We start from the raw sequence: 20,641 nt of genomic DNA, 5'->3' as shown, positions 1-20,641 counted from the left end.
CGGCGGCGATTGGCGGCAATTTTCGGAGTTGGCGTCGTGGAGTGGCAAAAATTGGCGCGCCGGAGAGGATGAAACTGGGCACCGCTATATGTTTGAAGTCGCTCTGTAAGAACTGTCAGGCGGACTCAGGAGCCTTGGCCTTCGCGAGGTCCTGCAGGAACTCTTCCATCAGCGGCCTGTCACCGAAACGCCGGTAAGCGCGCTCTGCTTCCAGCGAGAATGCCGGATGCGCCTCGACCAGCCTTGCCATCGTCTGCTGGGCTGCCTCGACCTCGCCGCCCGCGCTCTGCAAAGCGGCCTGAATGAGAAGGCAGTTTGCATCGCGCGGCGCCCGGATCAGGCATTCTTCTATGACGGCGGAAGCCTCATCGCGGCGGTCAGCCGCGTAGAGCGCCTGCCCGTGCACATAGGCGTAGTACTCGGGCGCCATCGGATGAAGGCGGCGGGCCCGCTCTGCGTTGGCGACGGCATCATCATATTCCCCGAAGCGAACCTGCGCCTTTGCAAGCGCCATCATGCTGTCGGGATCGTTAGGGTTGAGTTCGACAGCGCGCCGTGCGGCCTGCAAGCCGCCTGAATAGTCGCCCTGCAGGGCAAGCCCGAAGCTGATGACCTGATAGCCAAGGCCAAGATTGGGGTCGAGACGGACCGCCTGCCGCGCCTCGCTAAGCCCAAGATGGAGTTCCGGCGCGTTTTCCCGGCCGTCACCGCTCTGCGCCACGCTGGCGATAAAGGTCAGCGCGAGGCCCGCGCGGGCGGCCGCATAGGACGGGTCCATTTCAAGGGCGCGCTGGTAGAGGCCCCGCGCCTCCAGAATGTCCTGCGGGTCGTCGCCGCCGTGCCGGTAGCGGTTGCGGGCCTGCAGCACGAGGTCATAGGCCTGCAGATTGTCGGTCGGGCGTTCCGCTGCCGCCGCCGCCTCGCTCCTGCCGATATAGGGCGCGATCTGCGCGACGATTTCGGTGGTCAGCTCGCTCTGGACGGTGAACACGTCGGCGACCTGGCGGTCAAAACTGCGCGACCACAGATGCGTGCCTGTCTTTACATCGATCAGCTGCGCCGACACGCGAAGCTGGTCGCCTTCACGGCGGGCGCTGCCTTCAACCACATAATCAACGCCGAGCTTCGCCCCGAGCTTGCGCACGTCCGTATCCTGCCCGTGCACGGCGTAGGTGGAATCGCGCGCGATGACCTGCAGCTCTGAATTGCGGGCAAGGGCTGTCGTCACATCCTCGGCCAGTCCGTCCGCGAAATATGATTGCTCGCCGCTGCCGCTCATCGCGGCAAAAGGCATGACCGCCACTGACGGCCGGGGGTCGGCGCGGCTCTGGTCCATCGACAAGACCGCCGGGATGCGGCTGACCATGGCTGCCAGGGGGAGCGGCTGGATTTGGGTGCCGATGAGGACGAGGGCTATGGCGGCTATGCCATAAGACCAGCGGGCGGCGGTGCTGCGCAGCACCTGCGGCACGTGCCGCCATGGCGACCACGCAGAGCCCGCGCGCCTTACGCGGTAGACGTTGAGAAGTTCGGGAATGTTCTTGGCCCGCCTGCGGCCGATGCGGACGAACCTGTCCGCGCTGTTGCGGTCGGCCGCCATCACCACGGCGCCGCTGACGAATATCTGCCCCGGATCGCACATGGCCTCAAGCCGGGCAGCTACATTGACGCCGTCGCCGTATACGTCGCCGTCATCTTCGATGACATCGCCAAGATTGATGCCGATGCGCAGCTCGAACGGGCTCTTGTCGAAGCCTTCCTGTATGGCCAGCGCCGCATCGACCGCTTCGTTGACGCTGGGAAACATGGCGAGAAAGCCGTCTCCCGCCGTCTTGACGATGCGCCCGCCATGGCGGGCAATGGTCGGGTCAATGAGCTCGTCAAAAACAGCGCGCAGCTTCGCGTAGGTGGAAGCCTCGTTTTCGGCCATTAGCAGGCTGTAGCCGACGATGTCGGCGGCCATGATTGCCGCGAGCTTGCGTTCCATCAGCATTATTCCTGAGCGGCGGCCCTGCAGGGACTATTACTAGTGACACTTAAGACGACGCACGCTTCAAGATTAGACCCATAATCCCGAATAGGCTTATCATACAGCTCACAAATGCGTGACCATTGTGGCCTATACCGTTCTGACCTTCGTCAGCCATCATCCGCTTCGCGCGGAGCCGTCCCCGCATCCGAAGCGGCGTTGGGCATGCTGGTCAGGCAATTATTGCGCCTACGCTTGTCGGGCTCCGGGTAGGCAAGGGACGTTATTCGCGGCGGCAGTGTCGCCACCGCGAATAACTCCTGAGCTTACGGGATTGCAGGCCGCGAGGCCGGATTCGATCTGATGCTTGCGGATGTGGCCGTCAGGCCCGACGCCCGAACAGGTCGGCGTATCGCTGCAGGTAGAGCGGCCAGCCTTGATCGGCGGCGACACCATCGCGCACGCTTTCCCAGCCGGCGCCGTGGCGCTCCAGTTTGCGATGCTCGAGATCCAGGCGGGTCCGATTAGCCGTCTCGGCAGTGAAGCGGACTTCCCACTCGCTGGCCTTGTTCGGATCGGTCTCCAACCGCCATTGCGGGCTGATGTCCCAACTGAGCAGCACACGGTGCGGCGGCTCATAAGCCAGCACGCGCGCCCAGCGGCACTCGCTGCCGTCGGCGCCACGGTCATAAATATGGCCGCCGACGCGTGGCTCGAACACGGTCTCGGCGATCGGCACGGCGAGCAGATTGTGCTCCCTGGGTTTGAACTTGCCAAAATTCTCGGTGAAGACCTTGAAGGCGCGTTCGATCGATGCCTCGACCACGATCGAGTGCCTGACCGAGGTGTCTGCTGTTTGCGTGTTCATAGTTCACTCCTTTCGCGGTTGTTCGACAGCTTGCTTGTAGGCAGCGAGCGTCTTCATCCAGAACCGGTCGAGCTCTGTGCGAAGCGCCGCCAGCCCGTCGGGTTCGACGCGGTAGATGCGGTGCTTGCCGTCCGGCGTGGCAGCCACGAGCCCTGCCTCTTTCAACACCTTCAGATGCTGCGAGACCGCCGACCGGCTCACCGGCAGGGCACGCGCCAACTCGGTAACCGAACGCGGATGCTCGACCAAGAGTTCGAAGATCGTGCGCCTGGTGGGGTCGCCCAGGGCGGTCCAGCTGTTGTTCACGTTAGTCACCACTAACGCGTTAGCACAGACTAACGTGATGTGTCAACCTTGCTACGGCAAAAAGGACCCAGCGAATGAGGGGCGGGTGACTGACTTTGAAGTTGAGGTCGATCAAGCCTCGACAGCTAAGCCCGCGTCACGCCATTCGGGCAGGCCATCTTCCATGCGGCGTGCGCGGAAGCCGTGCTCACGCAGCAATGCGACCGCCTCGAACGACATCACGCACCACGGTCCGCGGCAGTAGGCGACGATCTCGGGCTTCGCCTCGAGGTCGGACAACCGCTGTTCCAGTTGGCCGAGGGGGACGTTGATCGCGCCGGGCAGATGTCCGAGCGCAAACTCATCGGGCGGTCGGACGTCGATGACTGTAACGAGTCCGTCTTTCATTCGCGCGGCCAGCTCTTCCCGGGACACGGGCTCCATATCGTCGCGCCGGTCGAAATAGCCCCTCACGATGCGTTCGACCTCGGCCGAATGCCGCTCGGCAACGACTCGAATGGAGGCGAAGGCGGCAAGTACGCTTTCATCTGCGAGCCGGTAGTTGACGAACTTGCCATCGCGCTCTGACGTCACCAGTCCGGCGCGGCGCATCGCCTGGAGATGCTGCGAGACATTCGCCACCGGACGCGCAAGCTTGGCGGCCAAGGCTTCCACGCTGCGCGGACCCTGCGCGAGTTGCTCGATCAGTTCCAGCCTCTGCGGATTGCCCAGAGCCTTCGCGACAACCGCGAACTGCTGGTAAAGTGCCTGCTTCGGATTGCGGATTGACATCAGGGTAGCAGCCACGCTAGTTCATTCAACATAATTATTGAATGTGCGTATCACACGGCCCCCGAGGAGACAAGTCCGTGGCCGAGAAGCCCCTTCAATCGCTTAGCAGCCTTGGCTCCGGCTCTGACGGCTCCCGAACGGGATTGATGTAGTGATGGCCGCACGCACCCGAGCCATCAATGCCGGTGCCGCATGACAACGATCGCGGCGCCAGCAGTGAGCCTCGGTCTCAAGGCCAACTGGCGGCAGTTCGCGCTGCTTGTGCTTATCAATGCATTCGTCGGCGGCATGGTCGGCATAGAACGCACCGTCGTGCCGTTGATCGGCTCAGAGGAATTCGGGCTCGCCTCGACCACGCTGGTCGTCTCCTTCATCGTCAGCTTCGGCGTCGTCAAGGCGCTGGCCAACCTTGTCTCCGGACAGCTCGCCGACAAATGGGGGCGCAAGCGCGTGCTGGTTATCGGCTGGCTGTTCGGCCTGCCGGTGCCCTTCATGATCATTTGGGCGCCAGACTGGAACTGGGTCATCGCCGCCAACGCGCTGCTTGGCATCAGCCAGGGCTTCGCCTGGTCGATGACCGTCATCATGAAGGTCGACCTTGTCGGCCCGAAGGGGCGTGGCCTCGCCGTAGGGCTCAACGAGTTTGCCGGTTACCTCGCAGTCGGGATCACCGCCTTTCTCACCGGCTATCTCGCCAGTCGCTACGGTCTGCGACCAATCCCGATCTATCTCGGCGTCGGCTACGCAGTGCTGGGCACGGTGCTCTCGATCCTGCTCGTGCGCGACACGCGCGATCATGTGCGTGCGGAACTGGCGAACCATCCGCGCGAGGCCTCACCCCTTTCCTTCCGCGAGGTCTTTGCGTTGACCTCCTTTCGGGATCGCAACCTCTTTGCCGCTTCGCAGGCCGGGCTGGTGAACAACCTCAATGACGGCATGAGCTGGGGCATCTTTCCGCTCTTCTTCGCAGCCGGCGGGCTCGGTGTGGAGCGCATCGGCATTCTGAAGGCCGTCTATCCCGTCACCTGGGGCGTGCTGCAGGTCGTGACGGGACCGCTCAGCGACCGATGGGGCCGCAAGGGCCTGATCGTCGCCGGCATGTGGGTGCAGGCGTCGGCGCTCTTTCTCACGGCGCTGACCTCGAATTTTGGCTGGTGGCTGGTGGCGAGCCTCCTGCTTGGTCTGGGCACGGCGATGGTCTATCCGAGCCTGATCGCCGCGGTGTCGGATGCGTCGCATCCTTCATGGCGCGCCCGCTCGCTCAGCGTCTACCGCTTCTGGCGCGATCTCGGCTACGCGATCGGTGCGCTGTCGGCGGGACTGATCGCCGACTTCTTCGGCCTGGCGTGGGCGATTGCCTCGATCGCCGCCCTCACTTTCCTGTCCGGTACCGTGGTCGCTTTCATGATGCGCGAAGGTCATGCCGGACGAAGCAGTTGAACGTCGCCTCGGATGCGTCCGCCTCCGCCGCGACAGCGTCGGGTTCCTGAAGTGCCACTCGCGCGAAATCACACAAAAAAGCAACCGGCCGTTCAAAATCGTTTCAAAAACCGATTTGAAACGGTGTCGCGCCGCTAACTGATTGAGATTATTGGCGCGCCCGAAGAGATTCGAACTCCTGACCCCCAGATTCGTAGTCTGGTGCTCTATCCAGCTGAGCTACGGGCGCGCAACAGGCGATGCTTTGCATGGCCTCGCGATCCGATCCTTGACGACCGGACGCGATGTGAGGTGTTCCCTAGCGACTGCATTTCCGAAAAGCAAGCCGATCGGCAAAAGTTTTGTTCTTCGTGCCTTGGAGAGGATCAGACAGGGCGAGGATCGGGCGGGCGAGGATCAGGCGGGACGGCGCAGGCCGTTGCGGGCCTGGTCGAGCCGGACCGGCTGGTCGGGAATGGTGACCGCGAATGTGGTGCGGCCGCCTCTGCTTTCGACAAGCTCCACCGTGCCGCCATGGGCGCGGATCAGTTCATAGGCGATGGCCAGGCCAAGGCCGGTGCCACCGCTGCGGGCCGAGCCGCGGAACGCCGCAAACAAATTCTCGCGCGCCTTCGGCGGCAGGCCGGGGCCGGTGTCGGTGACGGTGATGCGGCTGACGCTGCCGACGCGCTCGGCCGACACCGACAACCGACGCACCACCGCGCTTTCCGCGTCCGCCGCCATCGCCTGGACGGCGTTGCGGCAAAGATTGGTGAGCACGCGAAAAAGCTGATCGGAATCGGCATCGACCTCGAAAGCCAGATCGACGGCATTGACGAATTCGATGCCGCCTTCGGTGTCGAGCAGGCCGTGGACGTCATCGACCAGCTGGCGCAGCCTGAGCCTGCGGCGCGAGGGCGGCGGCTCCTGGGTGCGGCCATAGGCAAGCACACCTTCCGAATAGGATACGGCACGATCGAGCGCGCGCAGCAGTTTTGGCGCAAAGGCCTGCACGGTCGGGTCCTTGACCTGGCGCAGACGGTCCGACATCAGCTGCGCCGACGCCAGGATATTGCGCATGTCATGGTTGATCTTCGACACGGCGAGGCCAAGGTCGGCGAGATGCTTCTGCTCGGAGAGCATCTTTTGCAGCCGCTCCTGCATCTGCGAGAGCTCGCGCTCGGCAACGCCGATTTCGTCGGCGCGGGCAGCAGGGCGGATGATCCGCCCGGGGTCGTCGGGAGCCTCGGAGAAGGCCAGCATCGAGCGCGTCATCGTCCGTATCGGGCCGATCATGATCAGGTCTATGGCGGCATAGACCAGCATGGCGGTGAACAGCGAGATCAGCAGCGAGACGAAGGCGACGTTGCGCGAATAGATGAGCATGGCATTGCGCAGGCTGTAGTCGGGCATGATCAGCTCGAATTCCTTGTCGCTGTCGCCGACCGGCCCGAAAACGCGCAGCATCCGCTCGCCGCCGAACAACAGCGTGTCCAAGGCGCCGGTCATGCCCTCGATCAGGCCGACATTGGCAATGTCGATATGCTCGTCGACGTGCGGCGGCATCTCAGCCACCACCAGAAGCCGCGAGACACCGCCGTCGCGCACGGCGATCGCCTTGGCGCCGATCGCCATCAGCACATCATTCTGGGCAGCGCGCGACAGCGAGGCGGGCTCTCCCTGCACCAGCACGATCGAGACGGCCGCGGCGGTGCTCAGCCTCTCTTTCAGCCAGCTCAGCCGGTAGCTGGCGATCCAGGGCAGAAAGATGAGGACCTCGGCCAGGAGCACGAAGACGATGGTGAGCAGCAGGAGCTTTGTCGACAATCCACGCGACAACGGCACCCTGCGGGCGGCTGCGGTCGCCCGATCGGTGCTTTCGTCCGCGGATGGGATTTCACTCATGCTGCTTTTTCACGATCACTTGATCAGCCAAGATTAGGCCATTGCGGCTTTTTTGCCAATTTCATCCTTCGTCCCAATCAGGGATAAGACCGCCCAGACCTCGGCCACACGCCAGCCGTTGGCCCGAGGCGCCGGAATGTCGAGGCCGGATTGACTTCCAAAACCCTTCTTTCTATAAGCCCGCTCACGCTCGGGCCATTCGTCCCGGCGCGGTTTCGATCGCGCCAAAGCCGGCCGGGCAAAGCTCCTGTTACAGAGTGACAGAATCAAGAAGGGCCGCACCCCGCGGTATTAAAACAAATGAAGCGTACCTACCAACCGTCCAAACTCGTCCGCAAACGCCGGCATGGTTTTCGTGCCCGCATGGCCACCAAGGGTGGTCGTGGCGTCGTCGCAGCCCGCCGCAACCGCGGCCGCAAGCGGCTCAGCGCCTGAACGGAAGACGAGATCGTTGCCCGCAACCGGCAAGCCAGTGGGAGCACATCCCAAGCGGCTTCTGAAGCGCGCGGAATTCCTGGCCGTCCGGCGTGGCGAAAAGCGCCGCGGGCGGCTTTTTCTCGTCGAGGTTCTCGACCGCAGCGACGCAGCGGCGCCTCGCGTCGGCTACACGGTCACCAAGAAGGTCGGCAACGCAGTCGTCCGCAACCGCATCCGGCGGCGGCTGAGAGAAGCCGTGCGTACGCATGCCGCGGATGACATGAAGCCAGGCAATGACTATGTCATCGTCGGGCGCGAAGATGTGCTTGCCATTCCGTTCGGTCAGTTGAAGGCCGAACTCTCACGCCGACTGCGCGGAACACGATAGGCCAAGGCTTTCGATGGAAAACAACCGGAACTTCTTCATCACCATCGCGCTGTCGGTGCTGATCCTGTCGCTTTGGCAGTATTTTTACGTGCTGCCGCACAGCGAGGCGCAACGCGAGGCGGCCCGTATCGAAGAGCAGCGGATTGCGGAGCAGAAGAAGGCGGCCGAAGCCGCCAGTCCGGGCGGCAGCGAAACGCCGGTGCCGCAGCAAGGCGCCATTCCTAATGCACCCAATGCACCGGGAACCGACGGCACAACGCTGGCCAGCCGCGAGCAGGCGCTGGCGTCGACGAAGCGCGTCAGGATCGACACGCCGAGCCTGGAGGGCTCGATCAATCTCGCCGGCGCCCGTCTCGACGACCTCAAGCTCAAGCACTACAGGCTGACGGTCGACAAGAACTCGCCCGAGATCGAACTGCTCAACCCGGCGGCGCTGCCTACGGGCTACTATGCCGAGATCGGCTTTATCGGCAGCGACAAGACCGGCACGGTGCCAGGCCCGGAAACCGTGTGGACCGTCGACGGCAATGCGACGCTGACCCCGGCGACCCCGGTCACGCTGACTTTCACCAACGACAAGGGCCTGACCTTCAAGCGCACCTTCTCCGTCGACGGCGACTACATGTTCACCGTGTCGGACACGGTGCAGAATTCGGGGTCGGCCGCCGTTACCCTGTCGAATTACGGCCGTGTCACCCGCTTCGACAAGCCTGCCGTTGCCAGCATCTATGTGCTGCATGAGGGGCTGATCGGCGTCACCGGCACGGAAGGCCTGCAGGAACACACATATTCGTCGATCGAGGAGGACAAGCAGTTCACGCCGAGCAAGTCGACCGATGGCTGGCTGGGCATAACCGACAAATACTGGGCGGTGACGCTGGTGCCGACCGAGAAGCAGCAGTTCCAGCCGCGTTACGCCTATTTCGAGGACGGCCGACCGCGCTACCAGGCCGACTTCCTGACCGACCCGATCACCGTCGATGCCGGCCAGTCGGCGACGGTCGAGAGCGAAATCTTCGCCGGCGCCAAGGAAGTGGCCAAGGTCAACGCCTATGCCGAAGACCGCAACATCAGGCTGTTCGACCGCTTGATCGACTGGGGATGGTTCATCTGGATCACCAAGCCGATGTTCTATCTGATCGACACGATGTACAAATTCTTCGGCAATTTCGGCCTGGCCATCCTGGCCACCACCGTCGTCGTCAAAGCCGCCTTCTATCCGCTCGCCAACAAGTCCTACGCGTCGATGGCGAACATGAAGAAGGTGCAGCCCAAGATGCTCGAGATCCGCGAGAAATACGCGGACGACAAGATGAAGCAGCAACAGGCGATGATGGAGCTCTACAAGACCGAGAAGATCAATCCGCTCGCCGGCTGCTGGCCGGTGGCGCTGCAGATCCCGGTCTTCTTTGCGCTCTACAAGGTGCTCTACATCACCATCGAGATGCGGCACGCACCGTTCTTCGGCTGGATTCAGGATCTGGCGGCGCCCGATCCGACCTCGATCTTCAACCTGTTCGGCCTCATCCCAATCGCGCTGCCGGATATGTTGATGATCGGCGTCTGGCCACTGATCATGGGCCTGACCATGTTCCTGCAGATGCGCATGAACCCGACGCCGCCGGACCCGACGCAGGCCATGATCTTCACCTGGATGCCGGTGGTCTTCACGTTCATGATGGCGGGTTTTCCGGCCGGCCTCGTCATCTACTGGGCCTGGAACAATCTGCTTTCGATCATCCAGCAAGGCGTGATCATGAAGCGGCAGGGCGCCAAGATCGAATTGTGGGACAATCTGGTCGCACTGTTCCGGAAGAAACCGTCGCCGGCGGAATAGACGGCGCTGCCTGCCGAATCCAGGAAAGCCCGGCGCGGCGGTAGACGCCGCCGCGCCCTATAAGCTCCGCTGTCGTTTCAGGAGCGCGTTCCCGTCGATGAACAGGTAAGGATGATCCGCTGCGCACGCGGTCGGTGCTGCCGGGCGGATCGCGCTATTTGACCTGCTGTTTCGTCGATGGAGCCAGACCATGATCGGACCCAACCCCAACATCAAGCACCCGATCCCGATGCATAGCCGCGTCGGCTTCCTGAAGGGGCTGGTCACGGCGCCGAACATCGAGATCGGCGACTTCACCTATTATGATGATCCGGACGGGCCGGACAAATTCGCCGAGCGATGCGTGCTTCATCACTATCCATTCATCGGCGACCGGCTGATCATCGGCAAGTTCTGCGCCATCGCCGAGGGCGCGCGCTTCATCATGAACGGCGCCAATCATGCCATGTCCGGCTTTTCGACCTATCCGTTCAACATCTTCGGTCATGGCTGGGAAGAGGGTTTCGATCCGGCGACCTGGTCGAAGGAATTGCGCGGCGACACAGTGATCGGCAATGATGTATGGATCGGCATGGAAGCGGCGATCCTGCCCGGCGTGGCGATCGGCCATGGCGCCATCGTTGCGGCAAAGTCGGTGGTGACGCATGACGTGGCGCCCTATGCGATCGTCGCCGGCAATGCGGCCAAGGTGGTTAAGATGCGTTTCGACGACAGGACCATCCGGCGGCTTTTGGCGGCGGCGTGGTGGGATTGGCCGGTGGAAAAGATCAGCCGCAACCTCAATGCCATTCGTGGCGCCGATATTTCTGTTCTGGAGGCAGCGGTTTGAACGCGTTGAACAAGTCCGTGATCGGCATCGAGCTGTTCACGCGGCCGTGGATATTCATCCGCGGCGTGCCGGCGATGAAGTTCCTGCCGCCGGAAGGACCGCCGGAGATCGCCTTTGCCGGCCGCTCGAATGTCGGCAAATCGTCGCTGATCAACGCGCTGGTCAATCAGAAGGGACTGGCGCGCACGTCCAATACGCCAGGGCGGACGCAGGAACTCAACTATTTCGTTCCGGGCGGGTTTTCCGGCGAAGGCGCCGACCTGCCGCCGATGGCGTTGGTCGACATGCCGGGCTACGGCTACGCCACTGCGCCCAAGGAAAAGGTCGACGACTGGACGAAACTCGTCTTCGACTATCTCAAGGGCCGCGTCACCCTGAAGCGCGTCTACGTGCTGATCGACGCCCGCCACGGCATCAAGGCCAAAGACGACGAAGTGCTGTCGCTGCTCGACAAGGCGGCGGTGTCCTATCAGATCGTGCTGACCAAGACCGACAAGATCAAGGCGGCCGGCGTGCCGCGATTGATCGAAGAGACACTGCAGAAGATCAAGAAGCGGCCGGCGGCGTTTCCGTTCGTCCTCGCCACGTCGTCGGAAAAAAACGAGGGCCTCGAGGAATTGCGCGCGGCGATCGTGCTGGCGGCCAATGGCGGCTAGAGCGGGATGCGTTCAAATTGAACTGGCATCCCGCTCTATCTATTTGTTTTTAGCCGCATTTCTGCGACGCCAAGTGATTCCACTTGGCTGCAAAATGCTCTAGGACTTTGCCTCCAGGGCGATCGTCTGGGTGCTTTCTTCCGTGGCAAGCCTTTCGGTGCCGTAAGCCTTCAGGAACATGCCTACGCCCGACCTGACGATGTGGTCGATTTCATTCTGGCTTGGGGCTTTGGTGCGGTAGGCGAATATGCACTGACGGAAAAGACCCGCCAGGCACAGTTCGGTGAACTGATAGGCGGCAAGATCGACATCGTCGATCTCGAGCAGGCCGCGCTCGATGGCGGCATTGAGAAAAGCAACGACCTTGTCGTGGCCGCGTTTCGGGCCGCGTTCGTAAAAACGCGCACCAAGTTCGGGCATCCTGTCGGACGCGCCGATCACGGTGCGCTGCGCCTGGACGACCTTGGCCGAGGTGATCTTGAGGGACAGCACCTTGCCGAACTTCACCAGCGTCTCGCGAAGATCGTCGGCGCGGTCGAGCAGATCGTACATGTTCTTGAAGATCGTGCCGCGCTCTTCCTCGATCAGCGCCTCGAACAGCTCTTCCTTGTTGGCGAAGTAGACATAGATCGTGCCCTTGGAAACGCCGGCCTCGCGGGTGATGTCGTTCATCGACGCCGCTTCGAAGCCCTTGTCGATGAAGACACGACGCGCGCCCTCGATGATCTGGTTGCGCTTGACCGGGTCCTGTCCCGCCGCCGGGCGGCCGCGACGCAGGCCATCCAGCAGATCGCACTGGTCCTTGTCGGGCTCGGTCATAACGTCACACCCTCGAAAAAATTCGAACCGATCGGTTCGATCATCCTTGATATGGGCCTCTCACCGCGCTAAGTCAACGTCAACATCGAACCGAACGGTTCAGTATGATGCCCGGTTTCTAGCGATGCCAAGAGAGATGCCATGTCCTCGAACGCGACCCCCACCGCCGAAGTCCGTCCCTTCCCCAACGCCAAGGTTGCGCCGGCAATCGAAGCGCCGAACCCACCGACTGAACCCGCAACAAGCCCTCCGGCCGAGGCGCCGGCCAAAAAGAAACGCTCGGCACGCTCCTTTCTGTTGCCGATCCTTGCGCTTGGCTTGCTGGGCGCAGGCGCTTGGTATGGCTATGATTACTTGACCGACGGGCGTTTCATGATCTCCACCGACGACGCCTATGTCCAGGCCGACATGGCGTTCATTTCGCCGAAAATTTCCGGCTATGTCGATCAGGTCAAGGTGACCGAGAACCAGCAGGTCAAGGCCGGCGACCCGCTGCTGGTCGTCGACAATGGCGACTACAAAATAGCGGTCGCCCAGGCCGAGGCGCAGATCGCCACCTTGAGCAAGACGCTCGATCGTATCGACGCCCAGACCGAGGCGGCGCGCGCCTCGCTCGAGCAGGCGCAGGCGCAGAAGACCGCCGACCAGGCCGCCGCCGCCAATGCGGCGCGTGTCCAAGCGCGCGCCGCCCAATTGCTCAAGACACATGTCGGCACCCAGGCCCAACTGGACGATGCCCAGACCGCGGTCGAGCAGGCCAATGCCGCCCTTGTCGGTGCCGACGCCCAGATCGCGGCGGCTGAGGCCAATATCGGTGTGCTCCAAGCGCAGCGCGCGGAGACGGCAAGCACGCTGGCGTCGCTGCAGCTTGCCAGGGACAAGGCCGCACGCGACCTGTCCTTCACCGTGCTGCGCGCACCCTATGACGGTGTCGTCGGCAACCGCTCGGTCGAGCAGGGCGACCTGATCAGCCCCGGACAGAAGCTCGCCGTCATCGTGCCGATGGACAAGCTCTATATCGTCGCCAATTTCAAGGAGACCCAGCTTGCCCGGCTGGTGCCTGGTGAAAAGGTCAGGATTTCGGTCGACGCGATCGACGACCAGGATTTCGAAGGCACCGTCTCGTCGCTGGCGCCGGCATCCGGCGCGGTGTTCTCGCTGCTGCCGCCGGAAAACGCCACCGGCAACTTCACCAAGGTCGTGCAGCGCGTCCCGGTTCGCATCGACGTGCCGGCGGATGTGCTGAAGACAGGCAGGCTGCGCGCCGGCCTCAGCGTCGTCGTCGCCGTCGACAGCCGCACCGCACCTTCGGCGTCGGACTGAGCGGCCGCTTGGGAGCAATGCCGTGGCAACCGCAACCTCGACAGCAGGACCGCCGCCGGCGAGGCCGGCTACGCCTGATACCATTCCCACACGCCGCATCATCGCCTTCCTGGCGATGGTGTTCGGCATGTTCATGGCGATCCTCGACATCCAGATCGTTTCGGCCTCGCTGGCCGAGATTCAGGCCGGCTTGAGCGCCAGCTCCGACGAAATTCCGTGGGTGCAGACCGCCTATCTCATCGCCGAAGTCATCATGATCCCGCTGTCCGGTTTTCTCAGCCGGATGCTGTCGACGCGTGTGCTGTTCACCGTCTCCGCGGCCGGCTTCACCGCCGCGAGCGCGCTGGCGGCGACCGCCACCAACATCGACCAGATGATCGTCTACCGCGCCGTCCAGGGTTTTATCGGCGGCGGCATGATCCCAAGCGTGTTCGCTGCCGCCTTCACCATCTTCCCGCCGTCGCGCCGTGCCATGGTGTCGCCGATGATCGGCCTGGTGGCGACGCTGGCGCCGACCATCGGCCCGACTGTCGGCGGCTATATCAGCCATGCCATGTCCTGGCACTGGCTGTTCCTGATCAATGTGGTGCCCGGCATCATGGTGACCGCAGCCGCATGGTCGCTGATCGACTTCGACAAGCCCAATCTCAGCCTGTTCCGCAAGTTCGACTGGTGGGGCCTCGCCGGCATGGCGGCTTTCCTCGGCTCGCTGGAATTTGTGCTCGAGGAAGGTCCCAACAACGACTGGCTTCAGGACCAGGCCGTGTTCATCTGCGCCATCCTGATGACGGCCGGCGCGGTGCTGTTCTTCTGGCGCGCCTTCACTGCCGAGGAGCCGATCGTCGACCTGAAGGCCTTCGCCAACGTCAACTTCGCTTTCGGCTCGCTGTTCTCCTTCGTCATCGGCATCGGCCTCTACGGCCTGACCTATCTCTATCCGGTGTATCTGGGGCGCATCCGCGGCTACGACTCCCTGATGATCGGCGAGGCGCTGTTCGTCAGCGGCCTGGCGATGTTCGTCACAGCGCCGATTTCCGGCATCCTGTCGCGCAAGATGGATCCGCGGCTGATGATGATGATCGGCTTCTTCGGCTTCGCTGCCGGCACCTGGCGGATGACCTATCTGACCGCAGACTGGGATTTCTGGGAGCTTTTGCTGCCGCAGATCCTGCGCGGCGCCTCGATGATGCTGTGCATGGTGCCGATCAACAACATCGCGCTTGGAACGCTGCCGCCTGACCGGCTTAAGAATGCATCCGGTCTGTTCAACCTCACCCGCAATCTCGGTGGTGCCGTAGGCCTTGCCGTCATCAACACCGTGCTGATCGATCGCAGCGCCTTCCACTACGCAAGGCTGGCCGAGCATGTGCAATGGGGCAGCGCCGAGGCGCAGACCAGGCTGCAGAACATGACGCTCGACTTCCAGCAGAATGCCGGCCTCGACGCCTCCAAGGCGGCGATCTCCAAACTGTCCGGCATGGTCCAGCAGCAGGCTTCGCTGCTGTCCTTCATGGACGTGTTCTATCTGTTGACGGCGCTGTTCGCCACGCTAGCGATCTTCACTATGGTCATCCGCAAGCCGGCCGAGCCGGCGGGCGGAGGCGGCGGACACTGACCGCGCAACTTTGCGCGTCCAAAGGACGCGGCGCTTTAGGTCAGGCCGTGGCCGGCTTAAAAGTCAAGGCGACGCCGTTGATGCAATGACGCAGGCCGGTCGGCGGCGGGCCGTCGTCGAAGACATGGCCGAGATGACCGCCGCAACGGCGGCAGTGGACCTCGGTTCGGGTCATGCCCAGGGACCTGTCCACGGTCATGCCGACGGCGTTGGGAATCTCCTGCCAGAAGCTCGGCCAGCCGGTGCCGGAATCGAACTTGGTCTCGGAGGAATAGAGCGGCAGGTCGCAGCCGGCGCAGGCGAAGATGCCCTTGCGGTGTTCATTGAGCAGCGGGCTGGCGCCGGGATATTCGGTGCCTTCCTTGCGCAGCACATTGAAAGCCGCATCGGACAGGATGGCGCGCCACTCGGCCTCGGTCTTGGTGACCTCGAAGGTTTCGGCCGCGTGTGCATCCTGCGGCCGGCCGATGCGCAGCGCTGCCGCCGTGCCTGCCAACAATGCCACAGCGGCACCGCTCCAAAGAAAGTCGCGCCGGATCATCACCATTCCTCCTTCTATCCGTTTGCCAAATTCGACCGTCACATGGAAATCAAAAGCCGGTGACGGCCAGCTCCCGACACCGGGCACTCCGCACCTGCCCCACGCTTACAGCGGACGGTGCGGAGTGTACGCTTGTCGATTGCGCGGGTCACGCAAGCGGAAACCCGCGCACTCGGGCATGGAGCCTCAGCCATATGTTCGCTGGCGACGCCCGCTTCGTTACATCTTCGGCAGGAGAACCTTGTCGATGACGTGGATGACGCCGTTCGACTGCTCGACATCGGCGACGGTCACATTGGCGACATTGCCGTTCTCGTCGGTCGCGGTGACCTTGCCGTTTTCGGCCTTGAGCGTCACCTCGCAGCCGCCAACCGTCTTGACCTTGTGCGCGCCACCATCGTCCATGGCCATCTTGGCAACGTCGGCGGCCATCGCCTTGGCACCGATGACGTGGCAGGTCAGGATCTTGACCAGCTTGTCCTTGTTTTCGGGCTTGAGCAATGTATCGACGGTGCCGGCCGGAAGGGCGGCAAAGGCCTCGTTGGTCGGCGCGAACACGGTGAAGGGACCGGCACTCTGCAGCGTGTCGACGAGACCGCCGGCCTTGACGGCCGCGACCAGCGTCGTGTGATCCTTCGAATTGACGGCGTTCTCGACGATGTTCCGGGTGGCATACATGGCGGCGCCGCCGACCATCGGATTTTCGGCATAGGCGGCGGTGGCGAGCGCGGAGACGGCGACCGTTCCGGCAAGCAAAAGGGTGGCGAACTTACGCATTATTTCTCTCTCCTCAGTTTATTTCTTCCCCTCTTTGGGGCGCAAGGAGATACGGGGGATAAATTCCCGAGTTTCGCCCGCTCAGGAGAAAATTTTATTTTTTATAACGGCGAGCATGATTTTCAGGGCAGGACTCTTACAACCTGCATGCTTTCCCGCTAAAGTCACCACAGGCGATAGATTTAAAATCTTCTCGAAAAATCGGCAGATAGGGGTGATTAGCAGACAGGGGCGATCAGATGCTCTTCAGTTCGCCCGCAGCGACCACAGGGCCGGTCGGCTGGCCGGTCGGCGAACCGCCGGTCGGTTCAAGGCTGACCGCAAGCACGGCGCCTTGCGCAAGTTTTTCCTGCACGGCCGGGGAGATGGTCATACGCGCGGTCTGGCCGGCCGGGATGACGCCCATAGAGACCGGCGCATTCTTGCCCTCGATCATCCAAAGCTCGAAATCCTTGCCGGCGGCGCGCTCGCCGGAGACATGCGACAGGCCGACCTCGCGACGGGCGGCATCATAGACGGCGAGGTATCTGACGTCGCTGCCATCGGCAGCCAGCGAGGCGATGAGCCGCGGCGGCTCGGCCGGCGGGTTGAGGTAAGGCTCGGCGATATAGATCGCCAACGCCGCGACGGAAGCGGCTGCAAGACCGCGCCAGAAGGCAAGGCTTGACCAGAGGCCGGCGCGAGGCTCTGCGACGAACAGCCGGCGATCCAATGCCTCCTTGACCCTGATCGGCGGCTCTGTCTCCGGATAGGCGGCCATCGGCGAAAGACGCGCCTCCCAGGCATCGACAAGGTGCGCGAAAGCGGCGTCCGCGTCGATGCGGCGTGACGCAATCTCGCGTTCGTCCGCGGCCAGGACGCCAAGAACGTATTCGGCGGCAAACAGGTCGTCGCCCCCAGATTCCGGTCCGTCATCCTCTGCCCGCGTCATCTTTCAAGACACTCTCTGAGCTTCAACAGGCTGCGCCGCAGCCAGGTTCGCATCGTGTTCAGCGGCACGTCATGGCGCGCCGCCAGTTCGGCATAGCTTTCGCCCTCCAGATAAGCGCCTCGGACGGCCGCCGCCCGGTCCTTTTCCAATTCATCGAGACAACGATAGATGCGCCCGGATTCACCGCCCGCAACAGCCGCAGCTTCCGGTCCCGGCGCCGGATCGGCAACGTCGAGCGCAGCGTCGATATAGGCAGCAGGCTCTCGCCGCGCCCTTATCCGATCGATCGCGTGATTGCGCGCAATAGCCACCAGCCAGGAAATCGGGCTTAGCTCCGAAACGGCGAATCGGTCCGCCTTCGTCCATATCTTGACGAAGACCTCCTGCAGCGCCTCTTCTGCCTCTCCCCGGTCCTTCAATACACGAAGGCAGACGCCGAAAAGTTTCGCGCTGGTCTGCCGGTAGAGCAGATCGAACGCAGCCCGGTCCTTCATTGAAGTCCGGACGATCAGGTTGCTGATGTCCTGCGGCGTCATCGGCTGCCAAATTAAGCAATTGCCCAAATTAGGCAATTGCAATGTATTGCGACCACGGAAGCGTTCCTGTGCACCGGGAGCGCCGTCGGCTTCTATTGACACGAAAACAGCCGACCTTTTGAGCATCGGATTTTCCCAAAACCGGGTTTCCACTTTTGCATCCGATGCTCTAGCTTGCCGATAGTTGGGGGAGCGAGAATGTCGGTCGAACGGGCCCTGTGGGAACATGACGCTACCGGCCTGGCCGGCTTGGTGCGCAAAGGAGAAATCTCGCCGCAGGAGCTCGTCGACGCGGCGATTGCGCGGGCCGAGGCCACTCGCCCGGATATCAATGCCATCGCCGAGCCGCTTTACGAGGCGGCGCGGACGCGGGCGAAAACCATCGACCGCAAGCTGCCGCTGGCCGGTGTGCCCTTCGCGCTGAAGGATCTCGGCATCGCCATGAAAGGCGTGCCGACGCACGGCGGCAGCCGCATTCCGGCTTTCGTTGCCGATTTCGACTCGGTGATGACCGAACGCCATCTGGCCGCCGGCCTCGTCCCGATCGCCACCAGCACCTCGCCCGAACATGGGCTGAGGCTGATGACCGAATCCGCCGCTTTCGGCATCACCCGCAATCCGTGGAATACAGCCCATACCAGCGGCGGCTCGTCTGGAGGTGCGGCGGCGCTGGTCGCGGCCGGCGTCGTGCCGGTGGCACATGCTTCGGACGGCGGCGGCTCGATTCGCGTTCCCGCCGCCTGCACCGGGCTGGTCGGGCTGAAAACCTCGCGCGGCCGCGTGCCGCTGACGCCGCTGGTCAGCGAAAGCTGGTACGGCCTGGTCATCGACCACGCCGTTTCCCGCTCGGTCCGTGATTCGGCCCTGCTGCTCGACCTGACGCATGGGCCCGATCCGCTGTCGCCGTATGCGGCGCCGACGCCGAAAGGAACTTTCGCCGCCGCAGCAGTGCGTGACCCCGGCAAGCTGAAACTGGCGGTCTACCGAAAATCGCCGCTCGGCCTGCCGATATCGACCGAGACGCTGGCGGCGCTGGACACTGCGATAGCTTTGGCGCGCGAAGGCGGCCATACGATAGAGGAGATCGACCTGCCCTATATCGATCGCGATTTCATCGCTGATTTCGCCAGAACCGTCGCCGCGGCGGTGGCCGGCACGATGCGCGGCGAGGTCTTGCGCGTCGGCCGCTCCATTTCGGGTGATATCGGACGCACCACGCGGGTGATGAGCGCCTTCGGCGAAGTTCTTTCGGCCGGCGATATCTATGCCAGCCTGCAGCGGCTGCATGCCACGTCGCGCCGGCTGATCATCGAGACCGCGCGGTACGATGCCGTGCTGATGCCTGTCATCGCGCATCCGCCGCTCGCCTGCGGCGCGATGGATCCAAAAGGCGCAGATGCGTTCCTGGAAGAAATGCTCGACAGGCTGCGGCTTGCCCGCCTGCTGAAATTCAAGCCGCTGTTCGGCCAGTTGATGGATAAGAGCCTGTGGTTCACCCACTGGCCGGCAATCCAGAACGTCAGCGGCCAGCCGTCGATCGCGCTGCCTGTTCATGTCACCGATGCCGGCCTGCCGCTCGGCATCCAGGCCGCTGGCCGCCCCGGCGACGAGGAGACCTTGTTGTCCCTCGCCGCGCAAATGGAAAAGATTTCGGGATGGCTGACGCGGCGGGCGCCACTGCAGGTGCCCGGTATGAAAGCAGGCCGATTTCACCTGACGTGACAGCAAAGCCGTTTGCCCCCTGCTCCAATTCCCGCTAAGACGCCGCCGTTCATGCCAAGCTGGGAACCAAGCCGAATGACGGACCTCGCCGCCACCGCCGAAATGCAGGCCGCGCTGCTTTCGAGGGCGCTGCCCTATATGCAGCGCTACGAGAACAAGACGGTCGTGGTGAAGTATGGCGGCCACGCCATGGGCGACATCGCGCTCGGCAAGGCCTTTGCCCGCGACATCGCGCTGCTCAAACAATCCGGCGTCAACCCGATCGTCGTGCATGGCGGCGGGCCGCAGATCGGCGCCATGCTGAGCAAGATGGGCATCGAATCGAAGTTCGAGGGCGGATTGCGCGTCACCGACCAGAAGACGGTCGAGATCGTCGAGATGGTGCTGGCCGGCTCGATCAACAAGGAGATCGTCGCGCTGATCAATGCCGAGGGCGAATGGGCCATCGGCCTGTGCGGCAAGGACGGCAACATGGTTTTTGCCGAAAAGGCGCGCAAGACCATGATCGACCCGGACTCCAACATCGAGCGTGTGCTCGATCTCGGCTTCGTCGGTGAGCCGGTCGAGGTCGACCGCACCCTGCTCGACCTTCTGGCGCGGTCCGAAATGATCCCGGTGCTGGCGCCGGTGGCGCCGGGCCGTGACGGCCACACCTACAACATCAATGCCGACACCTTCGCAGGCGCCATCGCCGGCGCCTGCCAGGCGACACGCCTTCTGTTCCTCACCGACGTGCCCGGCGTGCTCGACAGGAACAAGAAGCTCATCGACGAACTGACCGTCGCCGAGGCCAAGGCCTTGATCAAGGACGGCACGGTGTCGGGCGGCATGATCCCCAAGGTCGAGACCTGCATCGAGGCGATCGAGCGCGGCGTCGAAGGCGTCGTCATCCTCAATGGCAAGACGCCGCATTCGGTGCTGCTCGAACTGTTTACGGAACACGGCGCCGGCACACTGATCGTGCGGTAAGCGCAGGCTGCAACTTTTTGGAGTATCAACCTAAGGTTGAGCA

Annotated in this window: 20 protein-coding genes and 1 tRNA gene; 10 read left to right on the top strand and 11 right to left on the bottom strand. The window is 63.1% G+C overall.

Features of this window, described 5'->3' with window-relative positions; translation table 11 throughout:
- Positions 1–115: 115 nt before the first annotated feature.
- The 4 genes from AC0L2B_RS29925 to AC0L2B_RS29910 all read right to left on the bottom strand — a co-directional run bounded on the left by AC0L2B_RS29925 (position 116) and on the right by AC0L2B_RS29910 (position 3,914).
- Positions 116–1,987 carry an adenylate/guanylate cyclase domain-containing protein gene (locus AC0L2B_RS29925; RefSeq protein ID WP_473747946.1) on the bottom strand — a complete coding sequence of 624 codons (1,872 nt, stop codon included), beginning with the start codon at positions 1,985–1,987 and terminating at the stop codon, positions 116–118.
- 364 nt (positions 1,988–2,351) lie between these two features.
- Positions 2,352–2,837: an SRPBCC family protein gene (locus tag AC0L2B_RS29920; RefSeq protein ID WP_473747945.1), complete on the bottom strand. Its 486-nt coding sequence runs from the start codon at positions 2,835–2,837 to the stop codon at positions 2,352–2,354.
- Positions 2,838–2,840: 3 nt separating this feature from the next.
- Positions 2,841–3,152: an ArsR/SmtB family transcription factor gene (locus tag AC0L2B_RS29915; protein ID WP_473747944.1), complete on the bottom strand. Its 312-nt coding sequence runs from the start codon at positions 3,150–3,152 to the stop codon at positions 2,841–2,843.
- Between the two features lie 102 nt (positions 3,153–3,254).
- Positions 3,255–3,914 carry an ArsR/SmtB family transcription factor gene (locus tag AC0L2B_RS29910; protein ID WP_473607987.1) on the bottom strand — a complete coding sequence of 220 codons (660 nt, stop codon included), beginning with the start codon at positions 3,912–3,914 and terminating at the stop codon, positions 3,255–3,257.
- Positions 3,915–4,106: 192 nt separating this feature from the next.
- Between AC0L2B_RS29910 and AC0L2B_RS29905 the strand changes: the two genes are divergently transcribed.
- On the top strand, positions 4,107–5,354 hold the full coding sequence (locus tag AC0L2B_RS29905) for an MFS transporter (protein WP_473747943.1): 1,248 nt from the start codon (positions 4,107–4,109) through the stop codon (positions 5,352–5,354).
- 152 nt (positions 5,355–5,506) lie between these two features.
- On the opposite strand, the gene AC0L2B_RS29900 is transcribed toward AC0L2B_RS29905, so the two are convergent.
- Positions 5,507–5,583, bottom strand: a tRNA-Arg gene (locus tag AC0L2B_RS29900).
- A gap of 167 nt (positions 5,584–5,750) precedes the next feature.
- Complete coding sequence (locus AC0L2B_RS29895) at positions 5,751–7,238, bottom strand: ATP-binding protein (RefSeq protein ID WP_091596434.1); 1,488 nt, start codon at positions 7,236–7,238, stop codon at positions 5,751–5,753.
- A gap of 300 nt (positions 7,239–7,538) precedes the next feature.
- Here AC0L2B_RS29895 and rpmH point away from each other — a divergent pair, with 300 nt between their 5' ends.
- The 5 genes from rpmH to yihA all read left to right on the top strand — a co-directional run bounded on the left by rpmH (position 7,539) and on the right by yihA (position 11,365).
- Positions 7,539–7,673, top strand: coding sequence for a 50S ribosomal protein L34 (gene rpmH, locus AC0L2B_RS29890; protein ID WP_008833937.1), 135 nt, complete (start codon positions 7,539–7,541; stop codon positions 7,671–7,673).
- A gap of 16 nt (positions 7,674–7,689) precedes the next feature.
- A complete protein-coding gene (rnpA, locus tag AC0L2B_RS29885) occupies positions 7,690–8,043 on the top strand; it encodes a ribonuclease P protein component (protein WP_128175793.1) in 354 nt (117 codons plus the stop codon).
- 13 nt (positions 8,044–8,056) lie between these two features.
- The gene (yidC, locus tag AC0L2B_RS29880) at positions 8,057–9,880 is read left to right on the top strand and encodes a membrane protein insertase YidC (RefSeq protein ID WP_287220359.1); all 1,824 of its coding nucleotides are present in this window, start codon (positions 8,057–8,059) and stop codon (positions 9,878–9,880) included.
- Positions 9,881–10,070: 190 nt separating this feature from the next.
- Positions 10,071–10,709 (top strand): CatB-related O-acetyltransferase, encoded by a 639-nt coding sequence (locus tag AC0L2B_RS29875; protein ID WP_091596428.1) that lies wholly within the window; start codon positions 10,071–10,073, stop codon positions 10,707–10,709.
- Positions 10,706–11,365: a ribosome biogenesis GTP-binding protein YihA/YsxC gene (gene yihA, locus AC0L2B_RS29870; protein WP_023801587.1), complete on the top strand. Its 660-nt coding sequence runs from the start codon at positions 10,706–10,708 to the stop codon at positions 11,363–11,365. Before AC0L2B_RS29875 ends, yihA begins: the two co-directional genes overlap by 4 nt.
- A 99-nt stretch (positions 11,366–11,464) precedes the next feature.
- Here yihA and AC0L2B_RS29865 read toward each other — a convergent pair whose 3' ends face one another.
- Positions 11,465–12,184, bottom strand: a complete 720-nt coding sequence (locus tag AC0L2B_RS29865; protein ID WP_473747942.1) for a TetR/AcrR family transcriptional regulator — start codon at positions 12,182–12,184, stop codon at positions 11,465–11,467.
- A gap of 141 nt (positions 12,185–12,325) precedes the next feature.
- Here AC0L2B_RS29865 and AC0L2B_RS29860 point away from each other — a divergent pair, with 141 nt between their 5' ends.
- Entirely contained in the window at positions 12,326–13,507 is a 1,182-nt protein-coding gene (locus AC0L2B_RS29860; protein WP_473747941.1) for an HlyD family secretion protein, read from the top strand.
- Positions 13,508–13,589: 82 nt separating this feature from the next.
- The gene (locus AC0L2B_RS29855; RefSeq protein ID WP_287238507.1) at positions 13,590–15,122 is read left to right on the top strand and encodes a DHA2 family efflux MFS transporter permease subunit; all 1,533 of its coding nucleotides are present in this window, start codon (positions 13,590–13,592) and stop codon (positions 15,120–15,122) included.
- A gap of 40 nt (positions 15,123–15,162) precedes the next feature.
- On the opposite strand, the gene msrB is transcribed toward AC0L2B_RS29855, so the two are convergent.
- The 4 genes from msrB to AC0L2B_RS29835 form a co-directional block, all read right to left on the bottom strand.
- Positions 15,163–15,663 (bottom strand): peptide-methionine (R)-S-oxide reductase MsrB, encoded by a 501-nt coding sequence (gene msrB, locus AC0L2B_RS29850; RefSeq protein WP_473747940.1) that lies wholly within the window; start codon positions 15,661–15,663, stop codon positions 15,163–15,165.
- 219 nt (positions 15,664–15,882) lie between these two features.
- The gene (locus AC0L2B_RS29845) at positions 15,883–16,440 is read right to left on the bottom strand and encodes a fasciclin domain-containing protein (protein WP_091596413.1); all 558 of its coding nucleotides are present in this window, start codon (positions 16,438–16,440) and stop codon (positions 15,883–15,885) included.
- Positions 16,441–16,675: 235 nt separating this feature from the next.
- Positions 16,676–17,371, bottom strand: a complete 696-nt coding sequence (locus tag AC0L2B_RS29840) for an anti-sigma factor (RefSeq protein WP_473747939.1) — start codon at positions 17,369–17,371, stop codon at positions 16,676–16,678.
- The gene (locus AC0L2B_RS29835) at positions 17,368–17,907 is read right to left on the bottom strand and encodes a sigma-70 family RNA polymerase sigma factor (RefSeq protein WP_027152128.1); all 540 of its coding nucleotides are present in this window, start codon (positions 17,905–17,907) and stop codon (positions 17,368–17,370) included. Before AC0L2B_RS29835 ends, AC0L2B_RS29840 begins: the two co-directional genes overlap by 4 nt.
- Positions 17,908–18,105: 198 nt before the next feature.
- On the opposite strand from AC0L2B_RS29835, the gene AC0L2B_RS29830 reads away from it, so the two are divergent.
- Together AC0L2B_RS29830 and argB are read left to right on the top strand one after the other, a co-directional pair.
- Positions 18,106–19,629 (top strand): amidase, encoded by a 1,524-nt coding sequence (locus AC0L2B_RS29830; RefSeq protein WP_473747938.1) that lies wholly within the window; start codon positions 18,106–18,108, stop codon positions 19,627–19,629.
- A gap of 75 nt (positions 19,630–19,704) precedes the next feature.
- Positions 19,705–20,598: an acetylglutamate kinase gene (gene argB / locus AC0L2B_RS29825; RefSeq protein ID WP_077374521.1), complete on the top strand. Its 894-nt coding sequence runs from the start codon at positions 19,705–19,707 to the stop codon at positions 20,596–20,598.
- Positions 20,599–20,641: the final 43 nt, after the last annotated feature.

Source organism: Mesorhizobium sp. WSM4815 (genome assembly GCF_055811575.1).
Note: the sequence above shows the minus strand (reverse complement) of the source record. Positions and strands in the feature narration are given on the sequence as shown.